The following is a 15000-nucleotide window of genomic DNA, read 5'->3' as shown; positions in this document are numbered from 1 at the left end:
AATCGCACCACGTAACACATGATATACACCTTGATACTCTTTCATTTTTTCCATCGCGATTACATCTTTCGGTTCTTGCACGACACAAACAACTGATTGATCTCGATGCGAATCATTACAAATATAACAAGGATCACGATCAGTAATATGTCCACATACAGAACAATACGCTAAATCTCGCTTCGCATTTACAAGTGCTTTCGCAAAACCTAACACATCATCTTCTTTCATATCTAATACGAAAAATGCCAATCGAACCGCTGTTTTCGGTCCGATACCTGGCAACTTCATAAAACTATCGATTAGTTTTGATATTGGTTCTGGATAATGCATGTATCAATATCCCCCTAGAACATTCCACCTGGTAAGTTTAAGCCTTTTGTAAATTTACCCATTGTAGAGTTTGATAGCTCATCAGCCTTTTTAAGTGCATCATTTGTTGCAGCTAACACTAAGTCTTGTAACATTTCGATATCTTCTGGATCTACAACTTCTTCTTTAATCTTCACTTCAAGAATTTGCTTGTGACCATTTGCAATAACTGTAATCATTCCGCCGCCAGCTGTACCTTCAACTGTTTTTTCACCAAGCTCTTCTTGTGCTTTCGCCATGTCTTTTTGCATCTTTTGCATTTGTTTCATCATGTTATTCATATTTCCCATTCCGCCACGCATCATAATTAATTCCTCCTAATTATTATTACTCTTTTATTTCAATGAGTTCTTGTCCTACTAATTTCACTGCCTCTTCTATAAGAGGGTCTTCCTTTTTCTCCGGGCTTTCTTCAGACTCTCCACCTTCACGTTGTAAAAAGTCTTCACGGATTTTACCCCATTCACTTTTTGGAATGGCAATCATATTTAACCTTTTACTTAGCAATTCAAATAAAGCTTGTTCTACTGTATCCATAGCTTCTCGATTTTCGCTCGCCATCTTACAGTGAATCTCATATTGAAATGCTAAAACGTAAGTGTCATCTGAAGCTGCCACTGGTTCGCTATTTTCTAGTAAAACAGCAAACGCTACTTTGTTATATGATTTGAGTCTTCCTAACAACTCACCCCATACAGCTTTTAATTGTTCTAAATCTTGACGCTTCGCTTGTTTTAATACTTCATTTACACGCCCGACAGGAATCTTCATACTTCCTGTTCGTACGGGTTTTGGTGTTGCACGTGTCTCTCTTACTTCCTGTTGTACACCAGCTGGCACACCGTTCTTTTTGACTTGCTCTAACTCTTTCTCCAATTGCTGCATCCTGTTCATAATTGCTTGCAAACGATCCGTACCGTTTGTTTGCATCATAAACTGTTGACACAACTGCACCATAACAACTTCTAAGAAAATACGCGGATGATTTGTCCACTTCATTTCCTGTTGTCCCTTACTAAGGGTATGAATAATCTCATAGATCACTTCCGGTTGCATTTCTTCACTCAACTTACGGAATTGATCATCTACAATTACTCGTTCCAACATATGTTCTAGTTGCGGTGAAGTTTGATATAAAAGCATATCACGATAATAGTAAATGAAATCCTCCATAAAACGAACTGGATCCTTCCCTTTACTCATCATTTCATCTATGATCTGTAATGCTCTTGATACATCATTTTCACGTATGCATTCTACTAAATTGCCTAAGTATTGCTGAGAAACAGATCCTGTTACGGCCAATACATCTTCTGTCGTAACAATCTCATCACTATAAGATATAGCCTGATCAATAAGACTAAGCGCGTCACGCATACCACCTTCAGCAGCACGTGCAACAATTTGTAATGCTTCATCTTCCACTCGCGTACCTTCATTCGTCACGACTGTTGATAATCTCTCAACAATATCATTCACTGATATTTTTCGGAATTCAAAACGCTGACAACGCGAAATAATTGTAGGCGGGATCTTATGAGGTTCTGTTGTCGCCAAAATAAAGATAACATGTCCTGGCGGCTCTTCTAAGGTTTTTAAAAGCGCATTGAATGCACCCATAGAAAGCATGTGAACTTCATCAATAATGTATACTTTATATTCTACAGCACTTGGAGCATATTTTACTTTATCTCTAATATCTCGAATTTCATCTACACCGTTATTTGAAGCCGCATCAATTTCTAATACATCTGAAATGGATCCTTGTGTAATTCCTAAACAAGAAGGACATTCATTACAAGGTTCAGCTACCGGAGCATGTTCACAGTTAATTGCTTTTGCAAATACTTTTGCAATTGTCGTTTTTCCTGTTCCCCTCGGACCAGAAAATAAATAAGCATGTGAAACTTTCTCTTGAAGAAGGGCATTTTGCAACGTTTTTGTCACGTGCTTTTGACCGACTACATCTTCGAACTTTTGCGGTCTCCATGTTCGGTATAACGCTTGGTATGACACGAAAATACGGCCTCCCTCAAAGGTTATTATCTCATTTATTATAACCCATTCTGTTTATAGATTCCAAAAGTTATTTTCTATACAAAAAACTCACCTTTGTATTAAGGTGAGTTTTGTATACATATATAACTGCCGTGCACCCTCCGTCGATTACGTACCATAAGCGTTACTCAAGCAGTTAGCTCGGTTCAGGCACTCCTGCGGCACACGAGAAGACCCGCTTATTGCTGCTTCCTTCCGGACCTGACAAGGTTCACGGGGTCCCGTTGCGCAGGACCCAAACGTCAACACCACTTACTTAAGGCAGACCTTACAGCAACATAACCTCGAGAGGGGATTCGGCCTCGCTAGAGCGGATTGCGAGTATAGGGCACCGCTACCTCCCCGCTTAGCACGGCAAAGTTAAAACCAATATTCGGTTGCCTTCATTAAAGGCATTATCAGTATAACTTGTTTCTTTATAAAATGCAAATACGTTAGTTCCCATTGTTTTTCTCTAATTTTTTTATCGCTTTTCTTTTTTTACGAAGCTCTCTAAAAAAGTTTGTTAACAACGTACCGCATTCTTCCTCTAGTACACCAGTTACTACTTCACATTGATGATTGAAGCGTTCATCCGTTAAAAGATTCATCAATGTCCCTGCACATCCGCCCTTCGGATCACTTGCACCATATACAACTCGCTTCACTCGTGATAAAACAATTCCACCCGCACACATTGGACAAGGTTCTAATGTTACATACAATGTTGCATCTTCTAAACGCCATGTACCTAATTTTTTACACGCCTCATCTATCGCTAGCAACTCAGCATGAGCTATTGATCTTTGCTCAGTTTCCCTTAAATTATGAGCAACACTAATTACCTCACCATCTAACACTATAACTGCTCCAATTGGTACTTCCTGTATTTCCTCTGCCTTTTTAGCTTCTTCTATCGCCAATTGCATAAAATAAATATCTCGATCTTGTTCCATAACATAGTCCTTTCATTACAAATAAAGTACACTTATTTCCATTTACTACACAGGGGATAACTTTTACAAATTCAATCCACCCTAAAAGAAAAAGAGAGGGATTACATATGAAAAATACCGCCTTGCTCATTATCGATATGATTAATGATTTTCAATTTTCCCACGGACCCATTCTAGCTCAAAAATGTGAAACTATAACAAACCCTATTTTACAATTAAAGAAAAAAATGAAATCCTTCGGCTATCCTATAATTTACGTTAATGACCATTATCAACTTTGGAGATCTGATATCGACCAACTTATTACTCATTGTACAAATAAATATAGTGAAAATATAATCCATAAGATTGCTCCAAGTTCTGATGATTACATTTTTATTAAACCACATTATTCCGCTTTTTATGAAACACCTTTAAATTCATTACTAGGTTATTTAAAAATAGAAAATCTAATATTAACAGGAGTTGCCGGGAATATATGTATCCTATTTACAGCTAATGATGCTCATATGAGAAATTATAAATTGTATGTACCACAGGATTGTATCGCCTCTAACAACGACCAAGATAATATACACGCTTTGAAAATAATGGAAACTATATTGAAAGCAAATATAACATCGTCATCCAAAATAAAATTTAATTAATACATATATCTATTTTCTAACTTTTTATATCAAATTAACCCACTCGCTTCCCTCTTGTGCTACAATAATTCTGTTTTGTGTTTTTAGTAGTCACGGTAAATCACTGATTGAAAGGAGGAAACAGCGTGACCGGAGTACCATTTATCACGGTTGAAGGACCAATTGGTGTTGGAAAAACTTCACTTGCGAAGGAAATTTCAACTCACATGCAACTCCACTTACTAAAAGAGATAGTTGATGAAAATCCCTTTTTAGGAAAGTTCTATGAAGACATCGACGAATGGAGTTTTCAAACAGAGATGTTCTTTCTTTGTAATAGATACAAACAATTAGAAGATATTAACATAAAGTATTTGAATCAAAGGAAACCAGTAGTAGCGGATTACCATATCTTTAAAAATTTAATTTTTGCATCCCGCACATTAAAAGACTCTCAATATGACAAGTACATGCAAATTTATCGTATCCTTACACAAGATATGCCTGTGCCAAATGTCATTGTTTATTTAACAGCTAGCCTAGAAACATTGCAAAAACGAATCGCCTTGCGCGGAAGAGAATTTGAAAAAAACATGGATCCAAATTACTTACTACAGCTCACAAAAGATTATGAAACAGCAATGGATACTTTTAGAAAAGATCATCCGGAGATACCAGTATTGAAATTTAATGGAGACGATATGGATTTTGTAAAAAATCCTGATGATTTAAACGTCATCCTATCTGCCCTTCAAAATACTCTCTTAAAGGAGTCGAAATAATAATGAATTTAAGGCAAAAATATGATATACCCAATGATGCAGTAATCACTATCGCCGGAACGGTAGGTGTGGGTAAATCAACTATGACAACCGCATTAGCTAATGCTTTAGGTTATCGCACATCATTTGAAAAAGTAGATTCCAATCCATATTTGGACAAATTCTATGCGGACTTCACTCGCTGGAGCTTCCACCTACAAGTGTACTTTTTAGCAGAACGATTTAAGGAACAAAAAAGAATTTTTGAATACGGTGGCGGTTTTGTTCAAGATCGTTCCATTTACGAAGACACTGGAATTTTCGCAAAGATGCATCATGAAAAAGGTACAATGACAGAAACTGATTATGAAACATACAAAGGTTTATTTGACGCTATGGTCATGACTCCTTACTTCCCTCATCCAGACTTATTAATTTACTTAGAAGGTTCTTTCGATGATATTGTCGATCGCATTCAAGAACGCGGACGCCCAATGGAACAGCAAACACCAATTGAGTACTGGAAAGAAATGCATGGACGTTATGAAAACTGGATTAACAACTTTAATTCATGTCCTGTATTACGCTTAAATATTAATGAGTACGATATTTTAAAAGATGGTGATTCAATCGAACCAATCATTAAAAAAATTGGCCATTTTTTAAAACAAACACGTAAACTTGTAAAATAAAAAACCCGTGCATATGCACGGGTTTTCCTATTAAATTACTTCTTCTTTGTTGGAGCAATAATTTCACTCTCAGGTTTTCCTGCGTTAATACGCTGACGAACAGTACTTGTACTAATATCGTATGCTTCAGCAATCTCTTTAACAGTCATTTCTTTCCCGTTAATCACTGCCGTTAATACTTTACCTGTACGTTTTGGAGCTGCCTCTTTCTTTACAGCTGGTTTTTCAACCTTTTTTGGCGCCTCTACTTTTGTCTCAGCTTGCTTTACATCACAAGTGCAACCACAAAGTTTACGGAATGTATCATCGCTTATAATGCGTGACACATTTGCACCACTGTTTAAAATTCTATTGTTCTTACAGACAGGACATTGTACATAATATAAAGTTTTTCCATCTAAAGGAAACGTTTGTATAATAAGATCCATGTTGACTCCTTTCATATCTATGAAGATAATCATCGGAATATGAGTGTGTAATAAGGACAAAATTACCTTACACCATACTTTATGATTGGTTTTAAAATAAAAACTCGTTACGTGTTGGTAACGAGTTCTCCAATCTCCACTTATATGCGCTGTTGTCAATTATATCTGGAGGAGGTAGAGGGATTCGAACCCCCGCGCGACTCTCGCCGCCTGTCGGTTTTCAAGACCGATCCCTTCAGCCAGACTTGGGTATACCTCCATATTGACATCAAATATAATATCAAAAGAAAAACAGTTAGTCAACCCTACTAAAATAAATTATGAGGAAAGGAAAATTTTACTTTCCCCTTCCTACATTACAGTACTGACAACGCTCATAATTACCAATCACTCATACCGATGAATGTTTAAATTTACTTAATAACTGTTTTTCCTCCCATATAAGGGCGAAGAACTTCTGGAATTATAATTGTACCATCTTCTTGTTGGTAGTTCTCTAAAATAGCTGCAACCGTACGTCCAATTGCAAGACCAGATCCATTTAATGTATGGACATGCTCTGGTTTTCCATTTGGCTCACGGCGGAAACGGATATTTGCACGTCTCGCTTGGAAAGCTTCAAAATTACTACAAGAAGAAATTTCACGATATGTGCCATAGCTTGGAATCCATACTTCAATATCGTATTTCTTCGCTGCTGTAAATCCTAAATCGCCTGTGCACATGCTCATAACGCGATATGGCAACTCTAATAATTGTAACACGCGTTCTGCATCATTTGTTAATTTTTCTAACTCTTCATAAGAATCTTCTGGTTTTACGAACTTCACAAGCTCTACTTTATTGAACTGATGCTGGCGAATTAAACCGCGTGTATCGCGACCAGCTGAACCTGCTTCAGAACGGAAGCAAGAGCTAAATGCAGCATATCTTATAGGTAATTGCTCTTTATTTAAAATCTCATCACGATGCATATTCGTTACAGGTACTTCAGCTGTTGGAATTAAGAAATAATCTTCACTTTCAATACGGAATGCATCTTCTTCAAACTTTGGAAGTTGTCCTGTTCCTGTCATACTTGCACGGTTTACCATATACGGAGGTAATACTTCTTCATATCCATGCTCATCAGTATGAAGATCAAGCATAAAGCTAATTAAAGCACGCTCTAATCTTGCACCAGCACCTTTGTAAAATACGAAGCGGCTTCCTGTTACTTTCCCAGCACGTTCAAAATCTAAAATTCCTAAATCAGTAGCAAGATCCCAATGTGGTTTTGGTTCAAAAGTAAATTCTTTCACTTCTCCCCAAGTACGCGCTTCTACATTATCATCCTCTGTTTCACCGACTGGAGCAGACTCATGAGGGATATTTGGAATAGATAACATTAATCTTTCTAAGTCTTCTTCAACTGTACGAAGTTCGTTATCAAAATCCTTTACTTTTTCTCCAACCTCACGCATTTCTAAAATTAGAGCTTCTGCATCTTTCTTTTCGCGCTTTAATACAGAGATTTGTTGAGACACTTCATTACGTTTACTTTTTAATTCTTCTGTCTGAACAAGTAGTTCTCTTCTTCTCGTATCAAGTTCTTCAAAACGTCCGAAATCAGTTAGATCTTCACCTCTATGCTGTAATTTCGCTTTTACTTCTTCAAAGTTTGTACGTAAAAATTTAATATCAAGCATTATATACTCCTCCTTTTATTTTATAAAACACAAAAAACTCCCGTCCCTATATAAAGGGACGGGAGTTAACCCGCGTTGCCACCCTAGTTGAAAGCATTACCGCTTTCCTCTCAAGTAGAAATAACGGCTCTTCACCGGGAATGCTTACTAATCTAAAAGATGTTCCACATTCCATTCCAGGATGGATTCACAAACTGTTTCTATCGATTTCCACCAACCATCGACTCTCTATAAGAAACGACATTTGTTACTATTTCCTATCAACACGCTTATTTTATAAAATTGTTACCATCAATTTACTATAATCTTATACAAGTTGCAAGTTACTTATACAACTTTTTCATTTTCGCTTCTTTTACCATTTCAACAAAGTATGCTGTTACACGATGATCATCTGTTAATTCCGGATGGAATGAAGCAGCTAAAAACTGATCTTGTCTTACCGCTACCATTCGGTCACCATGCTTAGAAAGCACTTCAACATTATCAGCTACTTCTACAACATACGGCGCACGGATAAATACACCAACGAAGTCTTCACCCACACCTTCAATTGAAAGCGCAGCTTCAAAACTATCCTTTTGGCGTCCGAACGCATTGCGCTCAACTGTAATATCCATAGCACCAATATGTGCTTCTTCATAGCCAATAAGTGTTTTCGCAAGAAGAATCATCCCTGCACATGTACCAAACATTGGTTTACCAGACTTTGCAAATGTGCGAAGTGGTTCCATGAAAGCATACTTATCAATAAGACGGCGCATTGTTGTACTTTCACCGCCTGGTAAAATAAGACCATCAATCTCTTCAAGTTGCTCTATACGCTTTACAACAACAGCTTCTGCACCACTTGCTTCAACTGATTTTACATGCTCACGAACTGCACCTTGAAGACCTAGTACACCGATTTTCACCATTTTAAAGTTCTCCTTTAATTACCATCCACGCTCTTGCATGCGTTGTTCTGGTAATAACGTTGAGATTTCGATACCCTTCATTGCATTACCTAACCCTTTAGAAAGGCTTGCAATTAGTTCGTAATCTTCATAATGAGTCGTTGCTTCAACGATTGCACGTGCAAATCTCTCTGGGTTTTCTGATTTGAAGATACCAGATCCAACAAATACCCCATCAGCACCAAGTTGCATCATTAATGCTGCATCTGCAGGTGTTGCTACACCACCTGCGGCAAAGTTTACAACTGGTAAGCGACCAAGACGTTTAATTTCAAGTAATACTTCGTAAGGAGCACCAGTATTTTTTGCATATGTCATTAACTCATCTTCACGTAGACTCGCAACTTGACGGATTTCTGCATTGACTTGGCGCATATGACGCACTGCCTCTACAATGTTTCCTGTTCCTGGTTCACCTTTTGTACGAAGCATAGATGCACCTTCTGCAATACGACGTGCAGCTTCTCCGATATCACGGCAACCACATACAAATGGAACTGTGTAATCACGTTTATTTAAATGGTATACTTCATCAGCAGGAGTTAATACTTCACTCTCATCGATATAGTCTACCCCTAATGATTCTAATACACGTGCTTCTACAAGGTGACCGATACGGCATTTTGCCATAACCGGAATTGACACTGCACCCATAACTTCTTCAACGATTGTTGGGTCTGCCATACGAGAAACGCCACCTGCTGCACGAATGTCTGCTGGTACACGCTCTAATGCCATAACGGCAACTGCGCCTGCCTCTTCTGCAATTTTTGCTTGTTCAGCGTTAACTACGTCCATAATAACGCCGCCTTTTTGCATTTCTGCCATTCCACGTTTTACACGTTCTGTCCCTGTTACATTTGTCATGTACAAAAACCCCCCTAGGTGAATTGCTTTCCCCCGTTAAAGGCGAAAATTAAGAATACTCTTACATTCTACCACTAACTATCAGATGCTTGTCTACTACTTTTTCATAAAGTCGGTATGAAAAATAGGAATAAAAAAAAAGCCCCTACCATGAGGAGCTTTTAAAACCAACCTTTTACTGTATCAACAGCACTATTCCACATACCACTAAAGAATGAACCAATTCCGCGCATAGCACGAGTAAACCAGTTTGCTTCTTCTACTTCAGATGTTGTTACAAGATCCACTTGCAACGACTTACCAGTTAAAAATCCAGGGTCGTTTGTATCTTTTGGCGTAATTACCATTTGACCAAGCGCAGCTCCCTTTTTAATAGGTGCTTCTTGTCCCTTACTTGATTCTTTTAATTCTGTTTTATAAACATCTTTACTTCCTTTTGGCACTGGAAGTGAAATAGCTTGTTTCGTTTGAACTTCTACATCTTTATCTTTCGCATTTTCTACTCTTACTGTTTCTTGTCCTTTTACTGAAGAACCTTTTTTATACATTTGTTTCACTTCAAAGTTAGCAAATCCATAATCATATAACTTCTTTGTTTCATCAAAACGTGCTGTATGAGAACTTGTTTTAATAACTACAGAAATAAAACGCATTCCGTTTCTTTCAACCGTACCAGTGAAGCAATCTCCTGCTTCTGGAGTTGAGCCTGTTTTCAGACCATCTACGCCATCATATTCTTTAACTAAGCCCTTTAACATCCAATTCCAGTTTGACATTGCAAACTTCTCTTTTTCTGGACGGAATTCTTTTTTAGGAATTTTTGCTGTATCTAATACTTTTGGATAATCTTTAATTAAATGTTGTGCTAAAGTTGCAACATCCTTTGCAGACATTTTATTTTCTTCATCCGCTGTTGTTCCTTCAGGATGCATTCCCTTTAAATCTTTATTCGTTAAACCTGTAGAATTGACAAATTTATAATTTTTCAATCCTAGTTCTTTCGATTTATCATTCATCATTTTTACGAAGTCTACTTCTTTACCTGCAATTGCTTCTGCCAATGCAATTGTTGCACCATTTGCAGAAAAGATTGCCATTGCCTCATATAACTCTTTTACTGTATAAGAGCCACCATTTTCTAATGCAACATTTGATAATGAAGCATCTTGTGAAACCTTATATGCATATTCAGAAACCTTAATTTTCTGGTCCCACTTAAGTTTTCCTTTATCCACTGCTTCATGAACTAAATATTCACTCATCATCTTTGTCATACTAGCAATGGATAATAATTCATCTGCATTCTTTTGATATACAATTTTCCCAGAATTCGCTTCTACTAAAATTGCCGCACCTGCTTCAATGTTTAAAGCGGCTCCTGTTTCAGCTGATGCATTGCTATATGGCATAAAAATGCTACAAGCTAGTGTAATCACTGTTACCAAAGCAATGAATCTTTTGCAAAACATACCTTTCACTTTTGTTACCCCCAATATCTATGTACTCACATAACCGTTATTCTAACATAATCAAAAAAAAATAGACAGAGATATCAAATCTCTGTCTATTTGTATATAAGACATTACAATGAGTAGTTTGGAGCCTCTTTTGTAATTTGTACGTGATGAGGATGGCTTTCACGTAAGCCAGCACCTGACATGCGAATGAATTGTGCATTCTCGCGTAAGAATTCTAAATCCTGTGCCCCGCAATATCCCATACCAGCACGTAATCCACCAACTAATTGGTGAACTGTATCTGCTAAAGGTCCTTTATATGGCACTCGTCCTTCGATACCTTCTGGGACAAGTTTTTTATTTCCTTCTTGGAAGTAACGATCTTTACTTCCTTTTTCCATCGCACCGACAGAACCCATACCACGATACACTTTAAATTGACGACCTTGGTAAATTTCAGTTTCTCCAGGACTTTCGGCAACACCAGCAAACATACTACCTAGCATAACAACATGTGCTCCTGCTGCTAAAGCTTTCACCATATCACCAGAGTACTTAACACCGCCATCAGCAATAACTGGAATACCGTGTTTACGAGCTTCGGTTGCACAATCATAAACTGCTGTTAATTGTGGTACACCAACACCAGCTACAACGCGTGTTGTACAAATAGAACCTGGTCCAATACCAACTTTAACTACGTTTGCACCAGCTTCAATTAATGCTTTCGTTGCTTCAGCTGTAGCAACATTTCCAGCGATGATATTTAATGATGGATATTTAGCACGAACTTCTTTTACCTTATCAATAACACCTTTAGAATGCCCATGAGCTGTATCAAGTACAATTGCATCTACACTAGCTTTTACTAATGCATCTATACGAAGCATAGCATCAGCTGTTACACCAACTGCTGCTCCAACTAATAAGCGTCCTTGCTTATCCTTAGCAGAGTTTGGAAATTCAATTACTTTTTCAATATCTTTTATTGTAATAAGCCCTTGTAATACACCGTTATTATCAACAAGAGGGAGTTTTTCAATTTTATACTTTTGTAGGATCTTTTCAGCTTCTTCCAGTGTAGTACCAACTGGAGCTGTAATTAACTGTTCTTTTGTCATTACGTCAGAAATTTTGATTGAGTAGTCTTGGATGAAACGCATATCACGGTTTGTAATAATACCAACTAATTTTCGCTCATCTAAATTATTTACAACCGGTACACCTGAGATACGATATTTTCCCATAAGATGTTCTGCATCATATACTTGATGTTCTGGAGTTAAGAAGAAAGGATCTGAAATAACGCCGCTTTCAGAGCGCTTTACTTTATCAACTTGCTCTGCTTGTTGCTCAATAGACATATTCTTATGAATAATTCCTAAACCACCTTGGCGAGCCATTGCAATAGCCATGTCAGCTTCTGTTACTGTATCCATTCCTGCACTAATTAACGGGATGTTTAGCTGTAAGCTTTCAGATAAAACTGTTTTAACACTTACTTCTCTTGGTAATATATCTGACCTAGCTGGTACAAGTAATACATCATCAAAAGTCAAACCTTCTTTAACAAATTTAGATTCCCACATAATTGTTCCCCCTATGATACCAGAAATTATTATTAGTAGCTTATCAATTGGTTAAAATACTGTCAAGGACGTATATATATGTTAGAATTTTTAGACAATAAAAGGAGCGTAATATATGCATCAAACATCTTGTACTTGGCAGCAGTTGAGTTTCTTTTTTTCATCTCAAAACGTACAACGTTATCTTGCCCGTTGTTATGAAAAATCCTCTATTCAGGATGCCGAAAAAAAAAGTTTTGAAAATTGTTATCCCTTTATTTATTACTTAGAACACGGGAAAAATTATTATGAATTATATAAGACAGCTCCATTTTCCATTCAACCAATGTTGTTATTTTATGGAATTAGTCAACTTTTTAAAGCATGTCTACTAACCATTGATCCTAACTATCCTGAATCCACTACTGTTTTAGCTCATGGCGTTACAACTCGCAAACGAAAAAAACAAGGGTATCAATTTTTAGAAGATGAGGTGAAGGTACAAAAAAACGGATTGTTTACTCATGTTGCAGAACAACTGTTTCACATGAAACACTTAGAAGCAGAAAAATTTAACATGTTAGAACTAATGGGAAATATTCCAGAATTACAAAATTTGTTTCGCTATAGTCAAAAAGGATCAACTTTATATAAAATCGATTCAACAATTAAAAATGAGCTCTCCTTTTCAGTCAACCTACTAGATCGATTACATATGACTAAAGAGAGATTTTCTCGCTACATTGAAACATCTTGTAAGCATTTATCAATGCAACACGTACCTGAGAAAACTAATGAATCGAATTTATTTTTTACGGCACCCATTCAATCATGGAATCCTATGTACAGTACTCCTTTATACTATGAACATCTTACTAATACTTATTATTTACCACTTACGACTGATCCTAGAAATCCTAAGCCAGTATTACCTGAACTCCTTGTTCATTATTTATTGCTCTATAATTTAAGCATGATTTCTAGGTATGAAACAGATTGGTGGTATGACTTACTTGGAAGCTATGGCTCTGAAGATTATCCATTTATTTATCAATTTCTTAATATTTCTGCTCAAAAAATCCCTTACTATATTTCATCATTTTTACTAACAGAACCTAACCTATTTCATGGGAAATAAAAAAACACAAGTCAAAAGACTTGTGTTTTTAGTTGCTTGGCGACGTCCTACTCTCACAGGGACAAGGTCCCAACTACCATCGGCGCTAGAGAGCTTAACTTCCGTGTTCGGTATGGGAACGGGTGTGACCTCTCTGCCATCATCACCAAACTATGAAGGCATATTCCTTCAAAACTAGATAACATTTGCTACATATTATATGGTTAAGTCCTCGATCTATTAGTATTCGTCAGCTCCACATGTCACCATGCTTCCACCTCGAACCTATCAACCTGATCATCTTTCAGGGATCTTACTAGCTTACGCTATGGGAAATCTCATCTTGAGGGGGGCTTCATGCTTAGATGCTTTCAGCACTTATCCCTTCCGCACATAGCTACCCAGCTATGCCCTTGGCAGAACAACTGGTACACCAGCGGTGCGTCCATCCCGGTCCTCTCGTACTAAGGACAGCTCCTCTCAAATTTCCTACGCCCACGACGGATAGGGACCGAACTGTCTCACGACGTTCTGAACCCAGCTCGCGTACCGCTTTAATGGGCGAACAGCCCAACCCTTGGGACCGACTACAGCCCCAGGATGCGATGAGCCGACATCGAGGTGCCAAACCTCCCCGTCGATGTGGACTCTTGGGGGAGATAAGCCTGTTATCCCCGGGGTAGCTTTTATCCGTTGAGCGATGGCCCTTCCATGCGGAACCACCGGATCACTAAGCCCGACTTTCGTCCCTGCTCGACTTGTAGGTCTCGCAGTCAAGCTCCCTTATGCCTTTGCACTCTACGAATGATTTCCAACCATTCTGAGGGAACCTTTGGGCGCCTCCGTTACACTTTAGGAGGCGACCGCCCCAGTCAAACTGCCCACCTGACACTGTCTCCCGGGTCGATAAGACCCGTAGGTTAGAATTTCAATACAGTCAGGGCGGTATCCCACCAGCGCCTCCACCGAAGCTAGCGCTCCGGTTTCAATGGCTCCCGCCTATCCTGTACAAACTGTACCAAAATTCAATATCAGGCTACAGTAAAGCTCCACGGGGTCTTTCCGTCCTGTCGCGGGTAACCTGCATCTTCACAGGTACTATAATTTCACCGAGTCTCTGGTTGAGACAGTGCCCAAATCGTTACACCTTTCGTGCGGGTCGGAACTTACCCGACAAGGAATTTCGCTACCTTAGGACCGTTATAGTTACGGCCGCCGTTTACTGGGGCTTCAGTTCAGAGCTTCGCTTACGCTAACCCCTCTCCTTAACCTTCCAGCACCGGGCAGGTGTCACCCCCTATACTTCGCCTTACGGCTTCGCAGAGAGCTGTGTTTTTGCTAAACAGTCGCTTGGGCCTATTCACTGCGGCTTTCCGTTAAGAAAGCACCCCTTCTCCCGAAGTTACGGGGTCATTTTGCCGAGTTCCTTAACCAGAGTTCTCTCGCACACCTTAGGATTCTCTCCTCGCCTACCT

14 protein-coding genes, 1 tRNA gene, 2 rRNA genes, 1 other RNA gene and 1 other annotated feature (2 of these 19 running past the window's edge) are annotated in these 15000 nt (G+C 38.4%); of the genes, 4 read left to right on the top strand and 14 right to left on the bottom strand.

Features of this window, described 5'->3' with window-relative positions; genetic code table 11:
* From recR to tadA, 5 genes are all read right to left on the bottom strand, one after another.
* On the bottom strand, positions 1-333 hold the 5' portion of the coding sequence (recR, locus tag MHI26_RS00135) for a recombination protein RecR (protein WP_000559169.1). It extends 264 nt beyond the left edge of the window; 333 of the gene's 597 nt are visible here — the first part of the coding sequence; the start codon lies at positions 331-333; the stop codon falls past the left edge of the window.
* Between the two features lie 14 nt (positions 334-347).
* The gene (locus MHI26_RS00130) at positions 348-674 is read right to left on the bottom strand and encodes a YbaB/EbfC family nucleoid-associated protein (RefSeq protein WP_014894853.1); all 327 of its coding nucleotides are present in this window, start codon (positions 672-674) and stop codon (positions 348-350) included.
* A 25-nt stretch (positions 675-699) separates the two neighbouring features.
* Positions 700-2388, bottom strand: coding sequence for a DNA polymerase III subunit gamma/tau (gene dnaX, locus MHI26_RS00125; protein WP_000121590.1), 1689 nt, complete (start codon positions 2386-2388; stop codon positions 700-702).
* Between the two features lie 132 nt (positions 2389-2520).
* Positions 2521-2785: signal recognition particle sRNA large type (gene ffs / locus MHI26_RS00120), an RNA gene on the bottom strand.
* Between the two features lie 79 nt (positions 2786-2864).
* Positions 2865-3365 (bottom strand): tRNA adenosine(34) deaminase TadA, encoded by a 501-nt coding sequence (gene tadA, locus MHI26_RS00115; protein WP_000434338.1) that lies wholly within the window; start codon positions 3363-3365, stop codon positions 2865-2867.
* 107 nt (positions 3366-3472) lie between these two features.
* On the opposite strand from tadA, the gene MHI26_RS00110 reads away from it, so the two are divergent.
* The 3 genes from MHI26_RS00110 (at position 3473) to MHI26_RS00100 (ending at position 5444) form a co-directional block, all read left to right on the top strand.
* Complete coding sequence (locus MHI26_RS00110; protein ID WP_000798737.1) at positions 3473-4012, top strand: isochorismatase family cysteine hydrolase; 540 nt, start codon at positions 3473-3475, stop codon at positions 4010-4012.
* Positions 4013-4137: 125 nt separating this feature from the next.
* Positions 4138-4773: a deoxynucleoside kinase gene (locus MHI26_RS00105; protein WP_000148217.1), complete on the top strand. Its 636-nt coding sequence runs from the start codon at positions 4138-4140 to the stop codon at positions 4771-4773.
* A gap of 2 nt (positions 4774-4775) precedes the next feature.
* Positions 4776-5444, top strand: coding sequence for a deoxynucleoside kinase (locus MHI26_RS00100; RefSeq protein ID WP_001053585.1), 669 nt, complete (start codon positions 4776-4778; stop codon positions 5442-5444).
* 35 nt (positions 5445-5479) lie between these two features.
* Here MHI26_RS00100 and MHI26_RS00095 read toward each other — a convergent pair whose 3' ends face one another.
* From MHI26_RS00095 to guaB, 7 genes are all read right to left on the bottom strand, one after another.
* Positions 5480-5872, bottom strand: coding sequence for a DUF3797 domain-containing protein (locus MHI26_RS00095; RefSeq protein ID WP_000364195.1), 393 nt, complete (start codon positions 5870-5872; stop codon positions 5480-5482).
* A 166-nt stretch (positions 5873-6038) separates the two neighbouring features.
* Positions 6039-6131, bottom strand: a tRNA-Ser gene (locus MHI26_RS00090).
* Positions 6132-6285: 154 nt separating this feature from the next.
* A complete protein-coding gene (serS, locus tag MHI26_RS00085) occupies positions 6286-7560 on the bottom strand; it encodes a serine--tRNA ligase (RefSeq protein WP_000884173.1) in 1275 nt (424 codons plus the stop codon).
* Positions 7561-7611: 51 nt separating this feature from the next.
* Positions 7612-7833, bottom strand: a binding site (T-box leader).
* 50 nt (positions 7834-7883) lie between these two features.
* Complete coding sequence (gene pdxT / locus MHI26_RS00080) at positions 7884-8477, bottom strand: pyridoxal 5'-phosphate synthase glutaminase subunit PdxT (protein WP_000238784.1); 594 nt, start codon at positions 8475-8477, stop codon at positions 7884-7886.
* Positions 8478-8495: 18 nt separating this feature from the next.
* Entirely contained in the window at positions 8496-9383 is an 888-nt protein-coding gene (pdxS, locus tag MHI26_RS00075; RefSeq protein ID WP_000186166.1) for a pyridoxal 5'-phosphate synthase lyase subunit PdxS, read from the bottom strand.
* A 161-nt stretch (positions 9384-9544) separates the two neighbouring features.
* Entirely contained in the window at positions 9545-10852 is a 1308-nt protein-coding gene (gene dacA / locus MHI26_RS00070) for a D-alanyl-D-alanine carboxypeptidase DacA (RefSeq protein WP_140337655.1), read from the bottom strand.
* Between the two features lie 113 nt (positions 10853-10965).
* Positions 10966-12429, bottom strand: coding sequence for an IMP dehydrogenase (gene guaB, locus MHI26_RS00065; RefSeq protein ID WP_000264089.1), 1464 nt, complete (start codon positions 12427-12429; stop codon positions 10966-10968).
* Between the two features lie 115 nt (positions 12430-12544).
* Between guaB and MHI26_RS00060 the strand changes: the two genes are divergently transcribed.
* Complete coding sequence (locus MHI26_RS00060; RefSeq protein ID WP_000554293.1) at positions 12545-13546, top strand: YaaC family protein; 1002 nt, start codon at positions 12545-12547, stop codon at positions 13544-13546.
* Between the two features lie 34 nt (positions 13547-13580).
* Here MHI26_RS00060 and rrf read toward each other — a convergent pair.
* Together rrf and MHI26_RS00050 are read right to left on the bottom strand one after the other, a co-directional pair.
* Positions 13581-13696: ribosomal RNA gene (gene rrf, locus MHI26_RS00055) — 5S ribosomal RNA — on the bottom strand.
* A gap of 49 nt (positions 13697-13745) precedes the next feature.
* Positions 13746-15000: ribosomal RNA gene (locus tag MHI26_RS00050) — 23S ribosomal RNA — on the bottom strand (it continues 1667 nt past the right edge of the window).

Origin of the sequence: Bacillus sp. FSL K6-1218 (assembly GCF_038006445.1) — a bacterium.
In the GTDB taxonomy this organism is placed as follows: Bacteria; Bacillota; Bacilli; order Bacillales; family Bacillaceae_G; genus Bacillus_A; species Bacillus_A thuringiensis_S.
Note: the sequence above shows the minus strand (reverse complement) of the source record. Positions and strands in the feature narration are given on the sequence as shown.

Excerpts from the sequence above, each read along its gene's own strand:
- MHI26_RS00130 (WP_014894853.1), bottom strand. The coding sequence starts at position 674 with ATGCGTGGCGGAATGGGAAATATGAATAACATGATGAAACAAATGCAA.
- tadA (WP_000434338.1), bottom strand. The coding sequence starts at position 3,365 with ATGGAACAAGATCGAGATATTTATTTTATGCAATTGGCGATAGAAGAA.
- MHI26_RS00110 (WP_000798737.1), top strand. The coding sequence starts at position 3,473 with ATGAAAAATACCGCCTTGCTCATTATCGATATGATTAATGATTTTCAA.
- MHI26_RS00100 (WP_001053585.1), top strand. The coding sequence starts at position 4,776 with ATGAATTTAAGGCAAAAATATGATATACCCAATGATGCAGTAATCACT.
- MHI26_RS00095 (WP_000364195.1), bottom strand. The coding sequence starts at position 5,872 with ATGGATCTTATTATACAAACGTTTCCTTTAGATGGAAAAACTTTATAT.
- serS (WP_000884173.1), bottom strand. The coding sequence starts at position 7,560 with ATGCTTGATATTAAATTTTTACGTACAAACTTTGAAGAAGTAAAAGCG.
- pdxT (WP_000238784.1), bottom strand. The coding sequence starts at position 8,477 with ATGGTGAAAATCGGTGTACTAGGTCTTCAAGGTGCAGTTCGTGAGCAT.
- pdxS (WP_000186166.1), bottom strand. The coding sequence starts at position 9,383 with ATGACAAATGTAACAGGGACAGAACGTGTAAAACGTGGAATGGCAGAA.
- dacA (WP_140337655.1), bottom strand. The coding sequence starts at position 10,852 with ATGTTTTGCAAAAGATTCATTGCTTTGGTAACAGTGATTACACTAGCT.
- guaB (WP_000264089.1), bottom strand. The coding sequence starts at position 12,429 with ATGTGGGAATCTAAATTTGTTAAAGAAGGTTTGACTTTTGATGATGTA.
- MHI26_RS00060 (WP_000554293.1), top strand. The coding sequence starts at position 12,545 with ATGCATCAAACATCTTGTACTTGGCAGCAGTTGAGTTTCTTTTTTTCA.